At 50.4% G+C, this 18,950-nt stretch carries 22 protein-coding genes; 12 read left to right on the top strand and 10 right to left on the bottom strand.

The annotated features are described in order from the left end of the window. Nucleotides 1-47 precede the first annotated feature (47 nt). Complete coding sequence (locus tag R50912_RS31990) at nucleotides 48-695, top strand: Vat family streptogramin A O-acetyltransferase (RefSeq protein WP_042240869.1); 648 nt, start codon at nucleotides 48-50, stop codon at nucleotides 693-695. Between the two features lie 89 nt (nucleotides 696-784). Here R50912_RS31990 and R50912_RS31995 read toward each other — a convergent pair whose 3' ends face one another. Both R50912_RS31995 and R50912_RS32000 read right to left on the bottom strand, forming a co-directional pair. After that, nucleotides 785-1,543 (bottom strand): nucleotidyltransferase family protein, encoded by a 759-nt coding sequence (locus R50912_RS31995; RefSeq protein ID WP_042240873.1) that lies wholly within the window; start codon nucleotides 1,541-1,543, stop codon nucleotides 785-787. Next, a complete protein-coding gene (locus tag R50912_RS32000; RefSeq protein ID WP_197073010.1) occupies nucleotides 1,540-2,235 on the bottom strand; it encodes a TetR/AcrR family transcriptional regulator in 696 nt (231 codons plus the stop codon). Before R50912_RS32000 ends, R50912_RS31995 begins: the two co-directional genes overlap by 4 nt. Nucleotides 2,236-2,530: 295 nt before the next feature. Between R50912_RS32000 and R50912_RS32005 the strand changes: the two genes are divergently transcribed. From R50912_RS32005 to R50912_RS32040, 9 genes are all read left to right on the top strand, one after another. Next, nucleotides 2,531-3,331, top strand: a complete 801-nt coding sequence (locus R50912_RS32005; RefSeq protein WP_042240877.1) for an SDR family NAD(P)-dependent oxidoreductase — start codon at nucleotides 2,531-2,533, stop codon at nucleotides 3,329-3,331. After that, complete coding sequence (locus tag R50912_RS32010) at nucleotides 3,331-4,464, top strand: SMP-30/gluconolactonase/LRE family protein (RefSeq protein ID WP_052416800.1); 1,134 nt, start codon at nucleotides 3,331-3,333, stop codon at nucleotides 4,462-4,464. The genes R50912_RS32005 and R50912_RS32010 overlap by 1 nt, the downstream gene beginning before the upstream one ends. Before the next feature lie 413 nt (nucleotides 4,465-4,877). After that, the gene (locus tag R50912_RS35450; protein WP_156123429.1) at nucleotides 4,878-5,483 is read left to right on the top strand and encodes a hypothetical protein; all 606 of its coding nucleotides are present in this window, start codon (nucleotides 4,878-4,880) and stop codon (nucleotides 5,481-5,483) included. A gap of 342 nt (nucleotides 5,484-5,825) precedes the next feature. Continuing rightward, the gene (locus tag R50912_RS32020) at nucleotides 5,826-7,121 is read left to right on the top strand and encodes an IS110 family RNA-guided transposase (RefSeq protein ID WP_042234001.1); all 1,296 of its coding nucleotides are present in this window, start codon (nucleotides 5,826-5,828) and stop codon (nucleotides 7,119-7,121) included. A 403-nt stretch (nucleotides 7,122-7,524) separates the two neighbouring features. Beyond that, nucleotides 7,525-8,139: an RNA polymerase sigma factor gene (locus R50912_RS32025; RefSeq protein WP_042240882.1), complete on the top strand. Its 615-nt coding sequence runs from the start codon at nucleotides 7,525-7,527 to the stop codon at nucleotides 8,137-8,139. After that, nucleotides 8,132-8,296, top strand: a complete 165-nt coding sequence (locus R50912_RS36315; RefSeq protein ID WP_197073011.1) for a YvrJ family protein — start codon at nucleotides 8,132-8,134, stop codon at nucleotides 8,294-8,296. Before R50912_RS32025 ends, R50912_RS36315 begins: the two co-directional genes overlap by 8 nt. Before the next feature lie 5 nt (nucleotides 8,297-8,301). Beyond that, entirely contained in the window at nucleotides 8,302-8,550 is a 249-nt protein-coding gene (locus R50912_RS32030) for a helix-turn-helix domain-containing protein (RefSeq protein WP_042240885.1), read from the top strand. Beyond that, a complete protein-coding gene (locus R50912_RS32035; RefSeq protein WP_197073012.1) occupies nucleotides 8,540-8,746 on the top strand; it encodes a hypothetical protein in 207 nt (68 codons plus the stop codon). Before R50912_RS32030 ends, R50912_RS32035 begins: the two co-directional genes overlap by 11 nt. A gap of 217 nt (nucleotides 8,747-8,963) precedes the next feature. Next, nucleotides 8,964-9,776, top strand: coding sequence for a hypothetical protein (locus R50912_RS32040; protein WP_042240891.1), 813 nt, complete (start codon nucleotides 8,964-8,966; stop codon nucleotides 9,774-9,776). Nucleotides 9,777-10,107: 331 nt separating this feature from the next. On the opposite strand, the gene R50912_RS32045 is transcribed toward R50912_RS32040, so the two are convergent. Beyond that, nucleotides 10,108-10,479: a RidA family protein gene (locus R50912_RS32045; RefSeq protein ID WP_042240894.1), complete on the bottom strand. Its 372-nt coding sequence runs from the start codon at nucleotides 10,477-10,479 to the stop codon at nucleotides 10,108-10,110. A 142-nt stretch (nucleotides 10,480-10,621) separates the two neighbouring features. Here R50912_RS32045 and R50912_RS32050 point away from each other — a divergent pair, with 142 nt between their 5' ends. Further along, nucleotides 10,622-10,825 carry a hypothetical protein gene (locus R50912_RS32050; RefSeq protein WP_042240897.1) on the top strand — a complete coding sequence of 68 codons (204 nt, stop codon included), beginning with the start codon at nucleotides 10,622-10,624 and terminating at the stop codon, nucleotides 10,823-10,825. A 2-nt stretch (nucleotides 10,826-10,827) separates the two neighbouring features. Here R50912_RS32050 and R50912_RS36320 read toward each other — a convergent pair whose 3' ends face one another. Further along, complete coding sequence (locus R50912_RS36320; protein ID WP_269322084.1) at nucleotides 10,828-10,953, bottom strand: hypothetical protein; 126 nt, start codon at nucleotides 10,951-10,953, stop codon at nucleotides 10,828-10,830. A gap of 363 nt (nucleotides 10,954-11,316) precedes the next feature. Then, nucleotides 11,317-11,457: a hypothetical protein gene (locus tag R50912_RS35455; protein ID WP_156123431.1), complete on the bottom strand. Its 141-nt coding sequence runs from the start codon at nucleotides 11,455-11,457 to the stop codon at nucleotides 11,317-11,319. Nucleotides 11,458-11,966: 509 nt separating this feature from the next. Here R50912_RS35455 and R50912_RS33770 point away from each other — a divergent pair. After that, nucleotides 11,967-13,808, top strand: a complete 1,842-nt coding sequence (locus tag R50912_RS33770; protein WP_197073013.1) for a collagen-like domain-containing protein — start codon at nucleotides 11,967-11,969, stop codon at nucleotides 13,806-13,808. Between the two features lie 87 nt (nucleotides 13,809-13,895). Here the strand turns inward: R50912_RS33770 and R50912_RS32060 are convergent, their stop codons facing one another. From R50912_RS32060 to R50912_RS32080, 5 genes are all read right to left on the bottom strand, one after another. Then, nucleotides 13,896-15,626, bottom strand: a complete 1,731-nt coding sequence (locus R50912_RS32060; RefSeq protein WP_042240899.1) for an Imm51 family immunity protein — start codon at nucleotides 15,624-15,626, stop codon at nucleotides 13,896-13,898. Nucleotides 15,627-15,877: 251 nt separating this feature from the next. After that, nucleotides 15,878-16,387, bottom strand: a complete 510-nt coding sequence (locus R50912_RS32065) for an SRPBCC domain-containing protein (protein WP_042240902.1) — start codon at nucleotides 16,385-16,387, stop codon at nucleotides 15,878-15,880. A 19-nt stretch (nucleotides 16,388-16,406) separates the two neighbouring features. Beyond that, nucleotides 16,407-16,730, bottom strand: a complete 324-nt coding sequence (locus R50912_RS32070; protein WP_042140481.1) for an ArsR/SmtB family transcription factor — start codon at nucleotides 16,728-16,730, stop codon at nucleotides 16,407-16,409. 149 nt (nucleotides 16,731-16,879) lie between these two features. Continuing rightward, entirely contained in the window at nucleotides 16,880-18,262 is a 1,383-nt protein-coding gene (locus R50912_RS33775; protein WP_052416802.1) for a sensor histidine kinase, read from the bottom strand. Between the two features lie 9 nt (nucleotides 18,263-18,271). Then, entirely contained in the window at nucleotides 18,272-18,949 is a 678-nt protein-coding gene (locus R50912_RS32080) for a response regulator transcription factor (RefSeq protein ID WP_081956746.1), read from the bottom strand. Between the last annotated feature and the right edge of the window lies 1 nt (nucleotide 18,950).

Here is an 18,950-nt window from a genome sequence, read left to right on the forward strand (position 1 = left end):
ATACATGCAGCTACCCGCATACAATATTCCAGGAAAGGTGTGACCTTATGCCTTCTACAGGACCTAATCCGAACGCAATTCATCCGAATCCCCATATCAAGCAAGTCCGTTTCATCAAAAATACGCTCACCCGCCCCAATATTACCGCCGGAGACTTCTCTTACTATGATGATCCTGACGAGTCGGTATCCTTCGAGAGCCGCGTAACCCATCACTATGAGTTCATCGGGGACAAGCTGATCATCGGCAAATTCTGCGCCATCGCCCGAGGCGTCGAATTCATTATGAATGGGGCCAACCACCGGATGGGCTCGGTGACCACCTACCCCTTCAACATTATGGGCGGGGGCTGGGAGCAGGCGACACCTGAGCTGGCGGATCTCCCCTACAAAGGCGATACCATTATCGGAAGCGATGTCTGGATCGGCCAGAATGCTACGATCATGCCGGGCGTGACGATTGGCGACGGGGCGATCATCGCCGCTAACGCTACCCTTACCAAGGATGTTCCCGCCTATCATATTGCCGGAGGCAATCCGGCCCGGATTCTGCGGCAGCGCTTCAGCGATGAACTGATCCGGCTGCTGCTGGAGCTGAAATGGTGGGACTGGAGCCCGGAGAAGATTACGGCGAATCTGGAGGTACTGTGCAGCAGTGATCCGGAGCGGATCAGAAGCCTGGCAGCTGGCAGCTAACTTCGCAGCACAGCTAACCGTTGAATACAAAAACGGCTGTCCAAGGGTATTCCTACCTTCCCGGACAGCCGTTTTTTCTGCTATTAAGTTCAGTAAGATGCCTTATCCTCGCCCGCGCTTAGTCTGGCCCGCATCTCCGCATACGCCTCCGGGGTGCCGACATCATCGATCGTCCCCTCCGTATAATAGGCCCGCATCTCCTGGCGGGAATGCAGCCACTCCGGGAAATAACTCGGCGCATCCGGGTTGCCTCCCTCCGCAAGATAGCGCGAAATCAGCGGCAGTGTAGTCCGCTTATAGATATAGAGGGCGAATACGCCAATGTTGGAACGCGGCTCCTGCGGCTTCTCTTCCAGCGACAGGACCCGCATCTGCGCATCCAGCTCCGCCACGCCGACACTGCGAAGCTCTTCTATATTGTCTACGGTACGGACCAGAATACAGTCCCTATCCACTTGATGAAAATAGTTCAAGTACCCGTCCAGGCCGAATCCGAGCACATTGTCTCCTGCCAGTACCAGCAGATCCTCCTGCAGCTGCTCCCGCTCCAGCACATATTGGATATCGCCAATTGCACCTAAACGTCCTTCCGGGGAGGAAGTGCCGTCATTCAGAATACGGATCAGCTTCTCCCCCTGATACTGAAGCTGCCACTGCCCAAAAGCATGAAAGAAACGGTCATTCGTCACAATGAGAATCTCCGTGATGTCCTCCAGCACCTCCAGGCGGCCGATCAGCAGATCCAGAATCGTCCGGTTCCCTTGAACAGGCAGTAGCGGCTTGGGTGTGTCTTTGGTTAAAGGATACAGGCGGGTCGCATACCCCGCAGCCAAGATTAGTGCAATCATCCCTTGTTCGCTCCTCTACCCTGGCTTGATGACGCAAACAAGGATTCAGACAGTAAACCCATTGTTTGTCTGTATATGGTATGGGCTGCCGCTACATCACCAAGGAACCCGCCCATATACAGGTGGATTACACCGTGCAACGATGCCCATATCGTACTAACTAGGGTCCCCGTCTCTTCCTGATCCGAAATCTGTCCTCGTTCCTGGGCAGTGCTGATTAGAACCAGCAGACGGTGTATAGCTGTCATCGTTCCCTGCATACTCTCCGCATCCGGCTTGAACTCGGCAAAAGCCCCCCCAAACATCAGCTTATAGTAGCTCGCGTAGTCCTGTCCGAACTCCCAGAAGGCTTCGCCCAGATCCAGCAAATGCTGCTGCAGATCAGGCGATGGCGGCACTTCTTCAAAACGCTGGGCCAGCAGTTTGCAGCCCTCCAGATACAATTGCTGGGCCAGTCCCTCTTTATTGACAAACAAACTGTAAATGATCTTGGTGGAGCAGCCCATCTTCTGCGATACTCTACGCACAGTGACGGCCTCCGGCCCCTCTTCCTGGAGAATAGCAGCGGCGGCATCCACCACAAGCTTACGGAGATTCTCCGTATTTTGCAGACGGGCTTCCTGATATGTTTTTAATACCCGCCCCGTGGAGGGTGTGGGTTGGTCTTCGGTACTGATAACAATCACCTTCATTCGGATATCATGTTATTGACCAGCAACAGAGTTGCCGGGTTCTAACAGGAATTCTAAACATTTGAACATAGGTTGTCAATTGAACCCTCACGCTGAAAAAAACGAGTTGACACAGGTGTGTCATTTTGGTTACTATGATTCATATATGAAACACCGTTACCAATTGTATTCATGCCGCTGATAACGGATTTATGCCGTTGATAACGGACTTATGGCCGCTAAGATCGGTCATATTTTTTTCGAATCCGGTAACGTTGTTTCCATTACAAAACATTGTAACAGAGGAGTAGAAACTATGAATACTAAAGGGAAATGGTCGTTAATCACCGGAGCCTCTTCGGGAATCGGCGAACAGTTCGCAAGACAATTAGCCAAGGAAGGCAGTCATCTGGTGCTTGTAGCCAGAACCAAAAGCAAACTCGATGCGCTCTCAGCCGAATTGACGCGCAGCCATGGAGTTCAGTGCCGGGTCATCCCCCTGGATCTATCGCTCGAAGGCGCTGCCGGAGATCTGTACCAGCAATGCCAACAGCTCGGCCTGAGCATCGATCTGCTGGTTAACAATGCGGGTTTTGCCACCCATGGCCTGTTTGAAGAGGTCTCCGGCGAACGCCAGCATGAAGAAGTGATGCTCAACGTCACCGCTGTAGTCGATATGACTCATTTATTCCTTCCCGGAATGCTCCACAGAGGGGCAGGCGCTGTGATCAATGTATCGTCTACCGCAGGCTTTCAGCCGCTGCCTTATATGGCTGTCTACGGGGCGACCAAAGCTTTTGTCCTGTCCTTTACCGACGCCCTGTGGTGGGAGAATCGTAATCGCGGCGTCCAATTCTTCGCCCTGTGTCCAGGCTCGACGGAGACCAATTTCTTCAACGTGGTGGGTACGGAGGATGCCTCTGTCGGCGGCGCGAAGGACTCGCCGGAGCGGGTAGTGGCCCTTACACTGCGCGCTATGGCCCGAGGGAAGCAGTACCTTGTTCCGGGACTCCGCAATTACCTCAGTGCCCAGATTACCCGGTTCATGACCCGCAGACAAAGTCTGCGGCTGGTCGGTGGTATGCTTCGCCCTACACACCCTAAGGAGGATCAATAATGTCTACAGAAACCAATCCACGTAAACGTTCCACCGGTCAACACATTCGCAGATGGGGCTTGGTCCTGCTCGGCGTAATTGTGCTGGGAATCGCCGGGTTCCTGCTGATGCCTGCTCCGGTAGAGCCTGCTGTATGGTCTGCACCTGCCGCCCCTTCTTTTGAGAAGGAGGGTCCCTGGAAAGAGAACAGCAAGCTTAGCTCCGCAGAGCTTGTGACAGACCGCGCGAAGTTCCCGGAATTTATCACTTTTGATTCTACCGGGCGGCTGTATACAGGCGACTCTGACGGCACAATCTACAGAGTGGCCTTCGATGCGGAAGGCAAGGCGCAGCCAGCCGAAGTGTTCGCCGATACCCAGGGAACACCTAACGGGCTGAAATTCGATGCTGACGGAAATTTGATCGTGGCGGATATTCAGAAGGGGCTGCTGTCGATTGACCCGAATGGAAAGATTGAAGTATTGGCCACTGAAGTAGATGGAGGACCGATCTATCTGGCGAACGAGCTGGACATCGGGCAAGACGGATCGGTCTATTTCTCCGACACCTCTAACTATGGCAAGGTCATGTTCAAAGAAATTGCCGAGAACAAACCGCATGGACGGTTGTTGAAATATGATCCGCAGACCAAACAGACAACCGTTCTGCTGAAGGATTTGTATTTCGCCAACGGAGTCGTATTATCTGCTGAAGAAGATTTCGTGCTTGTTGCTGAATCGTACCATTACCAGCTGACAAGATATTGGCTGAAGGGGCCAAAGCAAGGTACCTCTGATATTTTTGCGGAGAACCTGGCGGGGTTTCCAGACAATATCACCCGCGACGCTCAGGGAAATTTCTGGGTGGGGGTATTCACAACCCGTCTGGCTTTTGCCGATTACATGCATAGTCATCCCTGGGTAGCAGCGATGATGTCCAAAGTTCCGCAGGCCTTGTTAAATGGAGCAAGTGCGCCGGTGAAGCACGGACTTGTCGCAGAATATGGACCCGAAGGAGAGCTTGTGAACAGCTGGCATGATCCTGAAGGAACCTTGTATGGCATCACCACTGCCGTAAGCCAGGCAGGATATTTATATCTCGGAACCGCACCGGGAGGAAGCCAGGGTGTTCATCGGGTGCTTCTGAAACCATAGGGATTGGATTGCTGCATTCATCTATCCACTGCCGCTTGTAAATATCCCAAACAGCAGCTCACTCTGACAGGAGGGGCTGCTGTTTGGCTTGAGGCATCTTCTTCTGTTAGCGTAAGACCCGCCTGCCATACGATCACTAAACTCACTCAGCGCTCCTTCCGCGTAAACCTAGTCGTTCCCCCGCGACCTGTGCTAGCAGGCATATATAATCCGACAATCTCTGGACAGGCATTCCACCTGCTTCGTGGCGTTACCGTTCAGTTGAAACATACTCCTAATTCTTAAAAATTCCAAATAGTGAATGAGGTTGATTATAAGGATTTAGGTTTCACTTTATTAATTATAAGCAAGAGAGCAATATCATCCATGGTGAATTGTTTGAGCTTAAATTCTATTTAAGGATGTGTTGATTTATGGCATTTACGTGTACAACAAATGGAGGCGGAGTCGAACTTTCAGCTTCTACGTTCGAATCAATTTATGGGAAATATGCGGACTGGGCAAGTTACAAGACAGGCGTTCCCTATGTAATGATCCTGATCATGTGGTACCACGAAAGCGGGAAAGGAATTAAAAATATTAATACTCCCTACAACAATCCAGCAAATGCTTATGGAAGTGGCCCTGATCACCCGTATGCAAATATCTGCGTAGGCGTTACAGACTTCATTAATCTGATGACAGGAACAAATTTTAGTGTTAGTGCTGTTGATGCAAATGGACGTTCTGCATCTAAGTATATCAAAGACGCTATTGCTAACGGCTACACGCTGCCAGCCAGTAATAGGTACGGATCAATCCCTGGTGCTGGCACTTATTATGCTCCTGGTTTCGGTGCTGGATGTGCTGCTATGGGAGCAATGGGGTGGGCTCAAAGTTTTTACTACTCTTCTGGTTCTGCTGTTGGTGCAATTCCTAGCGCAGCCGGAAATATCCTTCAACGTTGGTGGGAGATTTATTACTCTGCTATATCCAAAACTAAAATCGGTACAACTTTAGCGCCCAGTTGTTGCAGCTAAAATTTAAACAAAATAGTAGGTATAGACATAAGGACGCGAAATTCCCATTACGGGAATAACGCGTCCTTTTTTTTGTATTTTAGACCTAAGTAATATTAAGACTAAAAGGAAGTATATTGTTCTTTGAAAAACAATCAAAAAATGTAGATTTATGAGATATAATAGAACATATGTTCTGTGTTAGGTTGATTATGGAAGTTTTTTCTTCACTTTATTAATGGAAAGAATCTAAAAGGAGCCATTCCTGTAATGAATTAATTTGAGGTTTGAATGAAAAAAGCGCCAACTGTATACTGGGAAACGTTCCGCCAAAGAACAATTGCAGCACAGGAGGCACTCAACATGAAGTATAAACAATCGAAGAAGCAGAATCAACGGATTACACGAATTTCCGACAAGACCCTTGTCGTAGGCGCAGACATTGCGAAAGAAACCCATGTGGCTCGCGCTATCGACTACCGGGGGATTGAACTCGGAAAGGATTGTGTGTTCTCAAATACCCGTACCGGACTGGAGCAACTGGTTCAGTGGATGAAGGAGCTTCAGCGGGAGCATGCCAAGAGCGACGTCCTCTTTGGCATTGAGCCTACCGGACACTATTGGTTTAACCTGGCCGAGTATTTGGGACAGCACGGCATTCCTTTGGTCATTGTCAATCCGCATCATGTACACAAAAGCAAAGAACTGGAAGATAACTCACCCACGAAAAACGACTATAAAGACGCTAAAGTCATTGCCGATTTAGTGCGGAATGGGAAATACAGCGAACCTAAATTGCCAACGCGTATCTACGCAGATCTGCGAATTCTCATGAATCTTCGGGAGAAGATCATGGTGAACCTCGGGCAGGTGCAAAGGCGGGTGCAGAACTGGCAGGATCGCTTTTTCCCGGAATACACTGAGGTGTTTAAAGACTGGGAAGGAAAAGCCTCGCTTATTACTCTAGACGAGTTTCCGACGCCAGGTGAGATCGTAGGACTCGGTGCAGAAGCCATCGCTCAGCGGTGGAAGAAAGACGTGAAACGAGCGGTGGGAACGAAGCGAGCCCAATTGCTGGTCGAAACGGCGAGAGGCTCTATCGGTCTGACCGAAGGTCTTCCTGCAGCAAAGATCGAGATTAAAACACTTCTGGAGCAGTATGACATGTTCGCCAGACAGCTTGAAGAGATTCTGTCCGAAGTAGAACGTCTACTAGGGCAAATTCCAGGCACGAAAGAGATGCTTACCGTGCCCGGTGTGGCTGTAGTGACGTTAGCGGGATTCCTGGCGGAAGTGGGCGATCTGAGTGGTTACGAGCATGGACAGCAGATTATTCGGCTGGCCGGACTGAATCTCAAAGAGAATAGTTCGGGAAAGAAAAAGGGCAAGTCCAGTATTACCAAACGTGGACGTGCAAAGCTGAGGGCCCTGCTGTTCCGGGCGGTCATGCCCATGGTAGCAAAGAACGCCGAATTCAAGGCACTGCACCAGTATTTTACGACACGAAGTCAGAATCCACTGAAGAAAAAGCAATCCCTTGTGGCGTTGTGCGGGAAACTTATTCGCGTGCTTCATACGCTCGGGACGAAGCACATTCCATACGATGCAAACAGCGTGTTAGGGCCGGTCCGTCAGGCCCAGCTACAGATGGCAGCCTAAGAAAAACCAAACTCATTTTGCTCATTGAAGTAGGTTTCACCAAAGACAAAAGAAGCACGGAGCAGCCGCAGGAACTAATTCCATAAGGGCAACGACCCTGTAAAGGAGCAAGAAACGGCGTCCACCTCTTGAGAGGCAGAACGAAGGAATGTAAGGGCAAAGACCCCGCGTGACATGGGAGGGTAAGCCGTCAAGAGACAGGTGTGGATATCCAAAGTGCGATCACAGGAACGATCCATGGGCTGGGGACAATCCCCCCAACCTCTATTCCCGCCACCGGCTCTGCAAGAAAATAATGTCATCCTTACATGACTTCTCCAACTCTCAACCTGTCCATGGCTGAAAACCTAAGAACGAGTGAGCAAACAAGAGAAAATATTAATTTATAGTGGGAGGCTATCAGATGAATTTAACATTATTGAATGAAGCAGAGTCAGTAATCGTAAGAAATTTTTTTCAAAATGATAAAACAATTCCGTTTCTAAATCCAATTGTCAATTCCTTTTTTGATGAGGAACAACATATAGAGTGGTTGTTATCGGCAATAAAAGGGAATGACGCTAACTTGCAACTTCTCAATAGGGCGTTCAAAAAACATTACTTCAGGATACGTTTTATTCGCTTTATTTCTTCAACTATTCGCTTCGCAGCTATTGATTTTATACGAAGAATGAGGAAGGCCAAAGAAAGAAATCCTCTTTTCTTAGATAATGATACCTCTGAGAAAAACAATAAAGACGAATTTCTATATAACCATTCTCCACTGTTAGATCAATACTTTTCAGGAGATGAATTTTTTAGAGATAGTATTGAAGACGACGCACTTTACTTTGCTTGGATCGATCTAAGTCCTAAACAAAAACAGGTTATTTTATTGTCTTACACGATGTCCTACCAAGACATTGAAATTGCTAAATTTCTCTCCATTAGCCCGCAAGCAGTATTTAATAGAAAAAGAAAGGCGTTAGTTAAAATGAGAGCAATTTATTCCAGTAAGGTGGTGAACATCAGTGGATAGTGAGGCATTTACTATTTTCATTACTGCAATAAATAATGTTGGCTTTCCAATTGTTATGATTGGATATTTAGTAGTTAGATTTGAAAAAAAGATAGATGCTCTGACTAACGTCATACACGACCTGCTCACTTCAATAAATGAATCAAAGGAGAAATGAGTTCTATGGAAAAAGATTTATATACCTTAGTCAGTTTGGCCCAGCAAGGAGATCGAGGGGCGTTAGAGAGTATTCTTGAAATGTTCTCCCCCTTACTTAATAAACAAAAGAGGATGGTTGGTTTGAACGACCAAGACGATTTACTTCAGACTTTAAGAGAGCTATTAATAGAAAAAACACTACACTTCGATATCGAACATTCACCTGATTTTTCACATTTCAAAAAATTGAAAGGGGAACTTAATGATGATTAAAAGTAATATGGAAAGACAATTAGAAATTCAAAAAGAAATTTGCATGTTAAGTAAAAAAATAATTACTGCCGCACCGGAAGATCTGGCATTCTACGATTCAATTGGACAGCTCTATGTTTTAAAATTGAAAGAAATCCAAGAAGAATGCCTTACCTTAAAAAGCGATAATTGCGTCGTTATACCGTCAAATTGCTAACCCCAATTTCGAATTCTATTTCGTATAGTATTCGACATATAAATTTAATGTTATTATTTGTTAAACATTTTATTAGGTCGGAGCGTCTAATTATACGTAGTTACAGTTACAGTATTTTGAATTATCATTTGAATATAATTGCAAATATGTAACAAAAAACTATTTTCATAATGTATAATTAAAAATGTTCAAAATAAAATCTTTAGAGGAGTTCAAAATGAAATATGCAAAATTCTATACGTTGACAACAATTCTTGCAGGCACTTTGCTTATCTCGGCATGTAATAACAGTAATAATTCTCTTAACAATAGCGCTACTTCAAACATACTCTCTCATCAAGAGGAAAAGGCAAACTCAACTTCAAACCCAAGCAGTAAAAGTGTACAAATCGGGGAAGAAAGCTACAGCATTCCATTAAATGATGAAAAAACAAAAAAGTACAATTTTGCTGTCAATACATTAGCCGGTATTGTTTGGTTGCCAGCGCCTAAAATGGAGATAGCTCCCGGAACAGAAACAAATCCATTTTATTTTCCGACTGAACCGTTTGTTTTTTATTTGAGTTCTCCTAATGAAAAAATTCTTACTTTAGAGAAGTCTAAAAAGTTATTTACCTTGCCACTTAAAGATAGTGCAGCTACGCTGATTGTAGATGATTTATTTGGATTTGGAGATTATATTCTCTACCATACATCATCTGTCTTTACAGATGGTGCTCAGCCGCTAAGACAACAAACCTGGATTATGAAGGTAGAAGACCCCTCATACAATAGAGTAATTAATGAGTTTCACTCAACGGGAGGAGATTCTTACAAATATGCAACTGATCAAATTGAAAATCTCTATATTTGGGTTAGTGTAACCCCTGGAAATTCTGATGGCAGCAGCAACTCTGAAGCCTATGTTTATAATATTTCTACCGGAAAGAAAGTGAAGCTAGAAGATTATTCTCTTAGCGGACAATCATCCGACTCAATTAAGTTTAACTACAATGATAAAGAATATACTTATAAGCTTCAGACTAAATAATCGTTAATTTCGATGGTTATAACTTGGAAGGTTGAAGACCTTTCGCATAAGTTACATCATATCCAGGCAAAAAAGCGCACCCCCTACAGGATGAATCGCCCTTTGCTTATCCTTTATCACGCTGCCCGTTCTATAGCCGGATAAGGCGAGAACAACGGCAGCGTGAATTTTTATAAATATACAGCGCAAATGCACAAATGTTCGAACACAGTTACTGCGGCCTCTCTTCCAGCGAAAGAACCCGCATCTGTGTATCCAGTCCAGCCACACCATCACGTATATGATGTCGCCAATCGCTCCAAACCGCCTCGCCGGGAAATTGTGCCGTCATTCAGAGTCGCGGTCTATACGCCACACCGTCGATCTGAACCTTGAGTCCCTCCGGGCCGCCAACATGCGCGAACTCGGTGGATATGGTTTTGCGTGCCGGATAATTGCCTTGGAATCTGCGCTTAAACACCTCTTCCATGACCGGAATATCCCATACATCCCGCAGCAGAATATCCATCTTCACCACATCTGTTAGCGTAAGACCCACCTGCCCCAGGCGGCCGCTCATATCATTCAGCGCACCTTCTACCTGCTCTTCCACCGTTCCGCCCAGATTGCCCACACAGAAGCTGAGAAAAATAAAATCCCCGGCCTCCACAAAACCCGAGTACGCGTATTCCGCGTTCACATCATGTCTGATGATTTCGCCCATGTTCGCTTGTTCTCCCCTTGTCATCTGAGATATGCCAAGTATAACGGGGGAAACCGGACAGCTGTGTGTCGTGGTTTTATAGGATAATTATGGTAATATTAGAATGAGTGAAAAAGGATTGCACCTGAAACGGAGGAGAACCATGAAACGATTTCTTACCTCAAAATCTTTCCTGATTACATCTGTTCTGTTCAGCCTGCTGTTCATTGTGAATCTGACGGCAACTCCTGACAGCACGGCTGCAGATATTGTATGGAGTATCTTTAAGTCCATATTAGCCGGGATAATCAGCGGCTTCTTGGTTGGCGGACCGATCTTTCTTGTGCAGAAGAAGAGAACGGTCTGAATCTAGACTCCCACCTGCGGAGGCTCATGAAGCTCCACAATAACCTGTCCCAGACACGCTGCCAGTACCTCATGATACCGTTGCTCCTCTTCTATCGTCACTTTCTCACGCAGCGATTCGAACAACACAGTTCACAAAACCTATACAATACTTTTGGATATTTCTTATGTAACCCTCTAAAAGTAACGTCCATTTCTATGTTTTGAATAGAGAATTCATTTATAATCTGCTGATAAACTTTGTCCTTCCACATGTAACCATGATTATCAGGTTCGATGAACCGCTTAACAAAACTTTCTTATTAACGATCTGAAACTCCCGGTAACGGTCGTATTGATGCTCTGACAAACTCTAATAGTGATGAGTCACGGTCCAGCAGTGTTCCATCCAGATTAAAAAGAACCGCTTTGATTATCATTCACTCACTCCTTTTTACCTAAAATTCTTTATAAATGATCATTATCCCTCCTATTTATAGCGCCAGATTTAAACTAGTGAAAACCATTTTGGTAAATCGTGTCTGAAATCTGTGGCGCAGCAGATTCAACATTACCCAGCGGAACTGGAACCGCCAGTAAAGCCAGAATCAGCAAGTATACCGCGAGCTTGTGAAGCTTGAACCTTGTTAGCATGTAATTACCTCCATTGTAGAATGAACTTGCAACTCAGACAGAAGAGAAGGGGTTGCCCTCACCCTCCATCGATTCACTCTCTGATGTGTGCGCTCCATTAAGACTAATGGAGAAGCTGCTGGGGCAAGCAGGAGGAACTCAGGGCAATTGCATATCGGCCAAAAGAAACCGGAATCCACGAGGCATACGTCTACTCCATTCCACACTAGCCCTCATACGTTATACAGAAGCCCGAGTGGTTATGTATAAACCTGACCGGCAGAAGGTGGGATAGCATGAATAAGTCGGATGCAGATAAGAATAGGAAGCTCAAGCTGCAGCGAATCAAAAGAAAACGGATAAAGCTTCGGCTCTATAGCAACACAATGTATAAATATAATAAGCACCTGAAAAAAAGCAGGATTCTAAAAGGGAAGCGCAGCGCCAAAGGGAATCCTGCTTCACGGAGTGCTAAGTGTCCGCCTAGTGAGACAGCAGCTTCACCAGGTCCAATGAGCATGATGGAACTCATGCAAAACATGGCTGCAATGGGGATGCAGGGAGCCACTGGCGCTGTAGGACTCATGGGCAGTATCGGTGTTATGGGCGCGACCGGGGCGACCGGAGTGATGGGCAGCATTGGACTGATGGGCAATGTTGGAGCGACTGGCGCAACGGGGACGACAGGTGCAATGGGCACGATCGGACTCATGGGCAGCATTGGGGTGATGGGAGCTACCGGGGCAACAGGTGCGATGGGCAGCATCGGACTTAGCGGCAGCATTGGAGCCATGGGCGTGACCGGGGCAACGGGCTCAATGGGCAGCATTGGGCTCATGGGCACCATTGGCGCGATGGGCGCGACCGGGGCAACGGGCGCAATGGGCAGCATTGGGCTCATGGGCACCATCGGCGCGATGGGTGCGACCGGGGCGACCGGCACGATGGGCAGCATCGGGCTCATGGGCACCATCGGCGCGATGGGTGCGACCGGGGCAACCGGCACGATGGGCAGCATCGGGCTCATGGGCACCATCGGCGCGATGGGCGCGACCGGGGCAACGGGCGCAATGGGCAGCATTGGGCTCATGGGCAACATCGGCGCGATGGGTGCGACCGGGGCGACCGGCACGACCGGCACGATGGGCAGCATCGGGCTCATGGGCACCATCGGAGCCATGGGCTCGACCGGAGCGACGGGCGCGATGGGCAGTATAGGGCTCATGGGCAACATAGGAGCCATGGGCGTGACCGGGGCCACCGGCGCGATGGGCAGCATCGGGCTCATGGGCACCATCGGCGCCATGGGTGCAACCGGAACGACCGGCGCGATGGGCAGCATCGGACTCATGGGCACCATAGGCGCCATGGGCGCAACCGGAGCGACCGGCGCGATGGGCAGCATCGGGCTCATGGGCTCGATCGGCGCCATGGGCGCGACCGGAGCGACGGGCGCGATGGGCAGTATCGGGCTCATGGGCAACATTGGAGCCATGGGCGTGACCGGGGCCACCGGCGCGATGGGCAGCATCGGGCTCATGGGCTCGATTGGGCTCATGGGTGTGACAGGAGCAACCGGAGCCATGGGCAGCATTGGACTCATGGGCAATATTGGAGCCATGGGCGATATGGGACTTATGGGTGCTATGGGGGCAATGGGCTTAATGGGCCTCGAAGGCATAACCGGGGCAACTGGCGCAACTGGAGTGACCGGGATTCCGGGACCAATGGGTCTTATGGGCTTGCCGGGAACGGCCGGCTTGCCAGGTGTTACAGGTGCAACTGGCGCAACTGGAGCGACAGGTGCAATAGGAGCAACAGGACCGGCAGGAGCAACGGGCGCGCCCGGTCTGGCGGGCTCACCAGGGATAGCAGGAGCAGGCTCGGCATTCATCGAGACGCTGAAAATCGGGGATCTCAACACCCAGATCCCATTTAATGCCGGGGGCGGAAATAATGAGGCTATCGGGGCGCTCGCATTCAGCGGATCGCAAATAACGATCAACAGGCTTGCAGCTTACGTTACTCAACTAGGCTCTACGGGTATTTTTCAGATGGCTGTCCTGCAGCCGACCAGCTCCTCCCAGTCTACAGTTATTGGAGTAACCACTGTAGCGACCTCTTTACGGGCAGGAATATTTATTCTCCCGCTGACGGCCTCTCTGACACTTTCAGGGGATATCACGTATCAGCTTGCTGTCTACAACCAGGTTAACGGCTCCAACCTCGGAGGCCGGAGCACAGGCACCTCCGGGCTGGCAGCACCGCCGATTAATTTCAGATCACAGAACCTCACGGGATTTACAACAGGCCAGTCTATCAATACGAGCGATTCTATCCTGCTGTCGCCTTGGCTGGCGGGACTTGCTTAACCCTTCCTTGGCGCATGGTACAAATAAAACGGGGACTGTCCTATAAAACGGCAGTTCCCGTTTCTATATGCCGCTCAAGCGCCCCGCTTAATCCAGCTCCGCACGCGAGAATAAATCCCGTATGAGTGCGTCGTTCTCACAAGCCCGCTTGAATGCGGAGGCGAAGGCTACGACCGCAGCTCCATCGGAGGCATACGCGCAGAACATATCGGCCTCCGGGTCAAAACGGATGATTCCGGCGAGTTCAGGCATCTGTTCCTCAAGGAATACCGCAGCCAGAGAGCCCCAGTCATATCCATTGCCTTGGAATCCTTCTTCCTCCCGCGCAGCAAACACTTCGGCCTTGTAGCTGCCCACGTTCAGAATCACCGATTTCCCGCCATTCCCCTGCTCTACTATAATAAACGGCTTAACATTCACAGCTTCCGTGGCCTCCGCCTCCCTCAGCTTCTCTAGCAATTGTTCCTCTGCTATATCCGTGAACCGCAGCGCTCCCTCACGCTCCACGATCATTCCCTGCCGCACCCGTTCATCCAGCCAGTCTGAGATGAAGCCCGGGGCATATGCGCCAGTGCTGAATTCGCCGCCGAACGCGATTATTTTCGAATAGACTTCAAGATATTGATCACGGCTGGTCTGCGGATAGGCACTGGTGTACAGCCAGAACTGCAGATCATACATCAAGGTCGAGCGTTCGTCCACATGAAGAGAGAAATGGCCCTTCTCTTCAACGATGGCGGTGCAGATGCTGCGGATGATCCCCTCTATGTTGTCCACTCCGGTGACTTTATCGCATAGCTCCTGAAGCAGAGGCGAGAATTGCCCGGCGGCTACCTTCCGCAGATCGTCCTGCTTATCTTCCTCCGATGTATCATAGACCTCCTCGCTCACCAGCCCGCGGATGAAGGTCTCATAATCCTTGGCCAGGAACGTAATTTCATAGTTGTTCTCCTGGTCCACATGAATGACCTCGGGTTCTCCCTCCGGCCCGCAGTAGCGGTAATCCAGCATCACCACATCATGGCCTGCAGACGGACAGTCCCCAATAACCACTCCAATATCGGGGTATCCCCACTCCTCAATCATGAACTGGCTGCCGAGATCGCCGCAGAGGGCATAGCTTTTGTCCCGGCCGATACCGGCAATTCCCGATATTGCGATATGATCTTCAGCCCAGGACGTGGATTCCTCTACCGGAAAGCAGGTGTTGCGGGGAATTCCGCCGTTCTGCTGCTTCATCATCGCGATGTAAGAGGACGGCAGCTTATAGCCCAGCTCCTGCTCCACAGAAGCAATCCCTTCGTCACTGGGCGGCGCCGACACATACTCCTTCCGGGCATAGTCGCTGTCCTCCCAGAAATCCGCGCAGTATTCGATGAAAGAGTTCAGGTCTCTTCCGTCCGCAGCCCCCTGTGCATTGGAGGCACGCAGCGCTGCGGCACGCCTTGCCTGCTCCCGCTTCTCCCGCTGCGCGCCGCTCCGGCTCCACTTCAGCAGCATGTGGGTATCCCCATCCCCGGGAGCCAGTTGGTCCGCCTGTTCGAATGCGCTTATAGACTGTTCATATTGCTTCAGATAATAATAGGAATATCCTATGCGAAAATGCCACAGCGGATCATTCCCGCCCTCCCCCGCAATACTCAGCAGCTGCTCCAGTGCCTCCCCGTAATGTTCCAGGTTGTTATAGGCTCTGGCCAACTGGCTGATCGTCTCATAATCTCTTGTATCCGGCGGAATCTCCTGAATGCGGTCCACTATCTGCTGATACTCATTATCTTCGTGCCAGCGTTTCAGCTGTGCCAGCAACTCCTCGTCCATGCCTTCGGCCTCCCCATAGTGACAATGCAAATAAGCCCGTACGCGATCGCTGCCGGACTGCTTGCAGTCAGTTAAATCGCTATTACCCATTCACCCTGAATGGACAGCTCTAAACATAGGTTTGGAATATACCCCAAATATATAAATGCGTATTATCAAAAAAGAGCCCATCCCCCGCCAACATCCGGCAAGGAAACAGCCTCTTCGTATTATCACTCCTACTACACTTATCTGCTCCGCTGCCCGTCCGGTTACTGAATCGCTTGCAGATGCTCCTCGAGGCGGTCCCAGGTTTCGGTAATCCCCTGCTCCATCCCCATATCCATCACCGTCTTGAGCGCTTCCGCGGAATCGTATTTCGACCGGCTCACCAGCTTCGTCTTCCCATCGTATTCTTCAAAGAACATGCTGACCAGCGTGGACGGCATACCTTCGGTTTCGTTGCCTTCGGCATCCGAGAAGTAATCGGTATAGACAAAACTCTCACCGTCGGTGATCTCATGGTAGACCCCCTTGCCCCAGGATTCCATGCCGAAGAAATCGCCCTGCTTCTCATCCACACATTTCATACAGTAGTGCCAGACGCCGCCCGGACGAAAATCAACGCTGCAGAAGGGAACGATCCAGCCGCGCGGGCCCCACCACTGCTTCAGATGCTCAGCCTCGGAGAATACTTTGAATACAAGCTCACGCGGTGCATCGAATACACGTTCAAGAACCAGTTCAAGACCTTCTACTCTCGTAATCATTTTGCTGGACATTCCTAATCCCTCCTGATAATCATGAATTGTCTTTGGATTGCAGCTTCCGGAGATACTCATCCAGATTGTCGAAGCGTTCACTCCACAGCTTACGATAGGCCTCCAGCCAAGCATCCATAGCCTCCAGCGGCTCTGTACGCAGCCTGTAATTCCGGCGGTTCGCCGCCGCCTCTACCTCAACCAGTCCGGCTTCCAGCAGTACGCGCAAATGCTTCGAGGCCTGAGGCTGCCGCAGTTCCAGACGCTCAGCAATATCGCCTACGCTCAGCGGCCCCTCCTTCAGAATCTCTACCATCCGCAGGCGGGTTGGTTCGGCAAGTGCGCTAAATGTCGTTGTGTCCATTTCAGATGTTCCTTTAGTGAAATCTTTAGTATTGGGGTACAGCTATAATATACCCCAATCGGAATATTCCAGTCAAGGAATATTATAATTCACTCTGTTAAATCAGGTTATTGATTCGTTGGATAGACCTTACTTATACCACCGCCCGCTTATGCTCCTGCAAACGTCAGCGTTACGGTTGTACCTTGTCCCTGCGTGCTGTCGATGGCGATGGAGCCGCCATACCGCTCCATGATTGCCTTGGCAATGGCCAGACCCAAGCCCGAGCCGCCCTGCGAGCGGTTGCGTGAAGCCTCCGTACGGTAAAAGCGCTCGAAGATATGCGGCAGCTGCTCAGCGGATATTCCGATTCCAGTATCGGCTACGCTCAGGATCACCTTACCGTCATCCGAACGGGAATGCCCGATCGTTACCGCTCCGCCTTCAGGCGTATACTTCAGTGCATTCTCTACGATGTTGCGGAGCACCTGATAGCAGGCGCTGCCAGGCATCCGGATGGGCAGCGCCTGTTCACCAGAGCCGCCGTCATAATCAAGCCGCACCCCCGGATTAACATGAACAGTCTGAGGCAGCAGTTCGTTCAGCACGGACTTCAGATTGCAGGCTTCTTCTCCGCCCTCCGGGGCCAGCGCCTCCGCCTCTGCTTCCGCAAGCAGCAGCAGCTGGGAGATCAGCTCCTTCATCCTCCGGGTCTCATCCATCATGAACGCCAGCGATTCATCCAGCACCTCCGGAGACTGCCTGCCCCACCGCTGGATCATATGCGTATGGCCTTCAATAATGGCCAGCGGTGTCTTAAGCTCATGGGAAGCATCGGCGATGAAGCGGCGCTGCTGGTCGAAGGAAACCTCCAGCTTATGCAGGAACCCGTTAAAGGTCTCGCCCAACTGCTGGAGCTCGTCCTGGGCGGCAGGAACATGCAGCCGCCGGGACAAGCTGTTCGTTCCGATGCTTCGCACCTCGCCAATCATGCTGCGGATCGGCTTCAGCGCTGAACGGGAGACGATGCCCCCTGCAAGCACAGCCATTCCTGCAGCCAGCAGCAGCCCCAGCAACAGCAGTCTGCCCACTTCCTTCTCAGCGGTGGCGCTGCGTGATTGCCCGCTGTCCGTAAGCTGCAGCCGGACAAGCCCATACACGGGCAAGGACAGCTCCTTCTCTGCGCTGTAAACATCTGAACCGGGCGCCGGTTCACCCTCGCCCGCTTCTGCGAGCACACGCCCGCGTGCATCCAACATTTGCAGAACCTGGCCTTTATCCAGATCAGGGGCAAAAACGGAGAAATCCGGCTTCAAAAAAGCCGCTGCACCGCTTCCTTTGCCCAATCCGGGCTGAAGCAGGGACGGCAGGAATTCCACCTCACCGACCCGCAGCTCAAACTGTCTAAGCTTCGCATCCAGCAGCCGGGTCTCCTGGCTGTCTGTCCAATGTTTGAAGGTAATATAGACAAATCCGCTGACCACCGCCGTAACGGCCAGTGCAGTGAGTGCAATTGAAGCACTGACTTTACGGGAGAACGTCCATGGCTTCATTCACTCACCTCAGTCTCTCAGAATATACCCGCTGCCCCGGACCGTATGAATCAGCTTCTCGCTGAAGCCTTCATCCACCTTCATGCGCACATACCGGATATAGACATCCACCACATTCGTCTCGCCTTCATACGAGTAGCCCCAGACCAGGTTCAGCAGTGCCTCTCGGTTCATCAGCCGGTTCTTATGGACCAGCAGGCAGTGCAGCAGCTCGAATTCGCGCTGTGAGCATTCAATCTCGCGCCCGGCGCGGCTGACCCGGTGCGCAGCCCTGTCCAGTATCAGATCCTTGGCATGCAGGACTTCATCTCCGGCTTCTGCGGCGTGCAGCCTGCGCTGCAGGGAACGCATGCGGGCCAGCAGCTCTTCGATGGCGAAGGGCTTCGGCACATAATCATCCGCCCCGGTGTCCAGTCCCCGTACCCGGTCACTCACCGTGTCCCTGGCAGTCAGCATAATGATTGGAGTCTGCTTCACCGCGCGTACCCGCTTGCATACTTCTATTCCGCTGATGCCCGGCAGATTCAAATCGAGCAGAATGATGTCAAAATGCTCCCCCAGCGCTTTCCCGGCACCCGTAAGACCATCGCACGCAACCGTAATGTCATAACCTTCATAGGACAGTTCCAGCTCCAGCAGGCGGATCATGGCAGGCTCATCCTCAATAACCAATACGCGTTCCTTCAAC

Origin of the sequence: Paenibacillus sp. FSL R5-0912 (genome assembly GCF_000758605.1) — a bacterium.
Taxonomy (GTDB): Bacteria; Bacillota; Bacilli; order Paenibacillales; family Paenibacillaceae; genus Paenibacillus_AQ.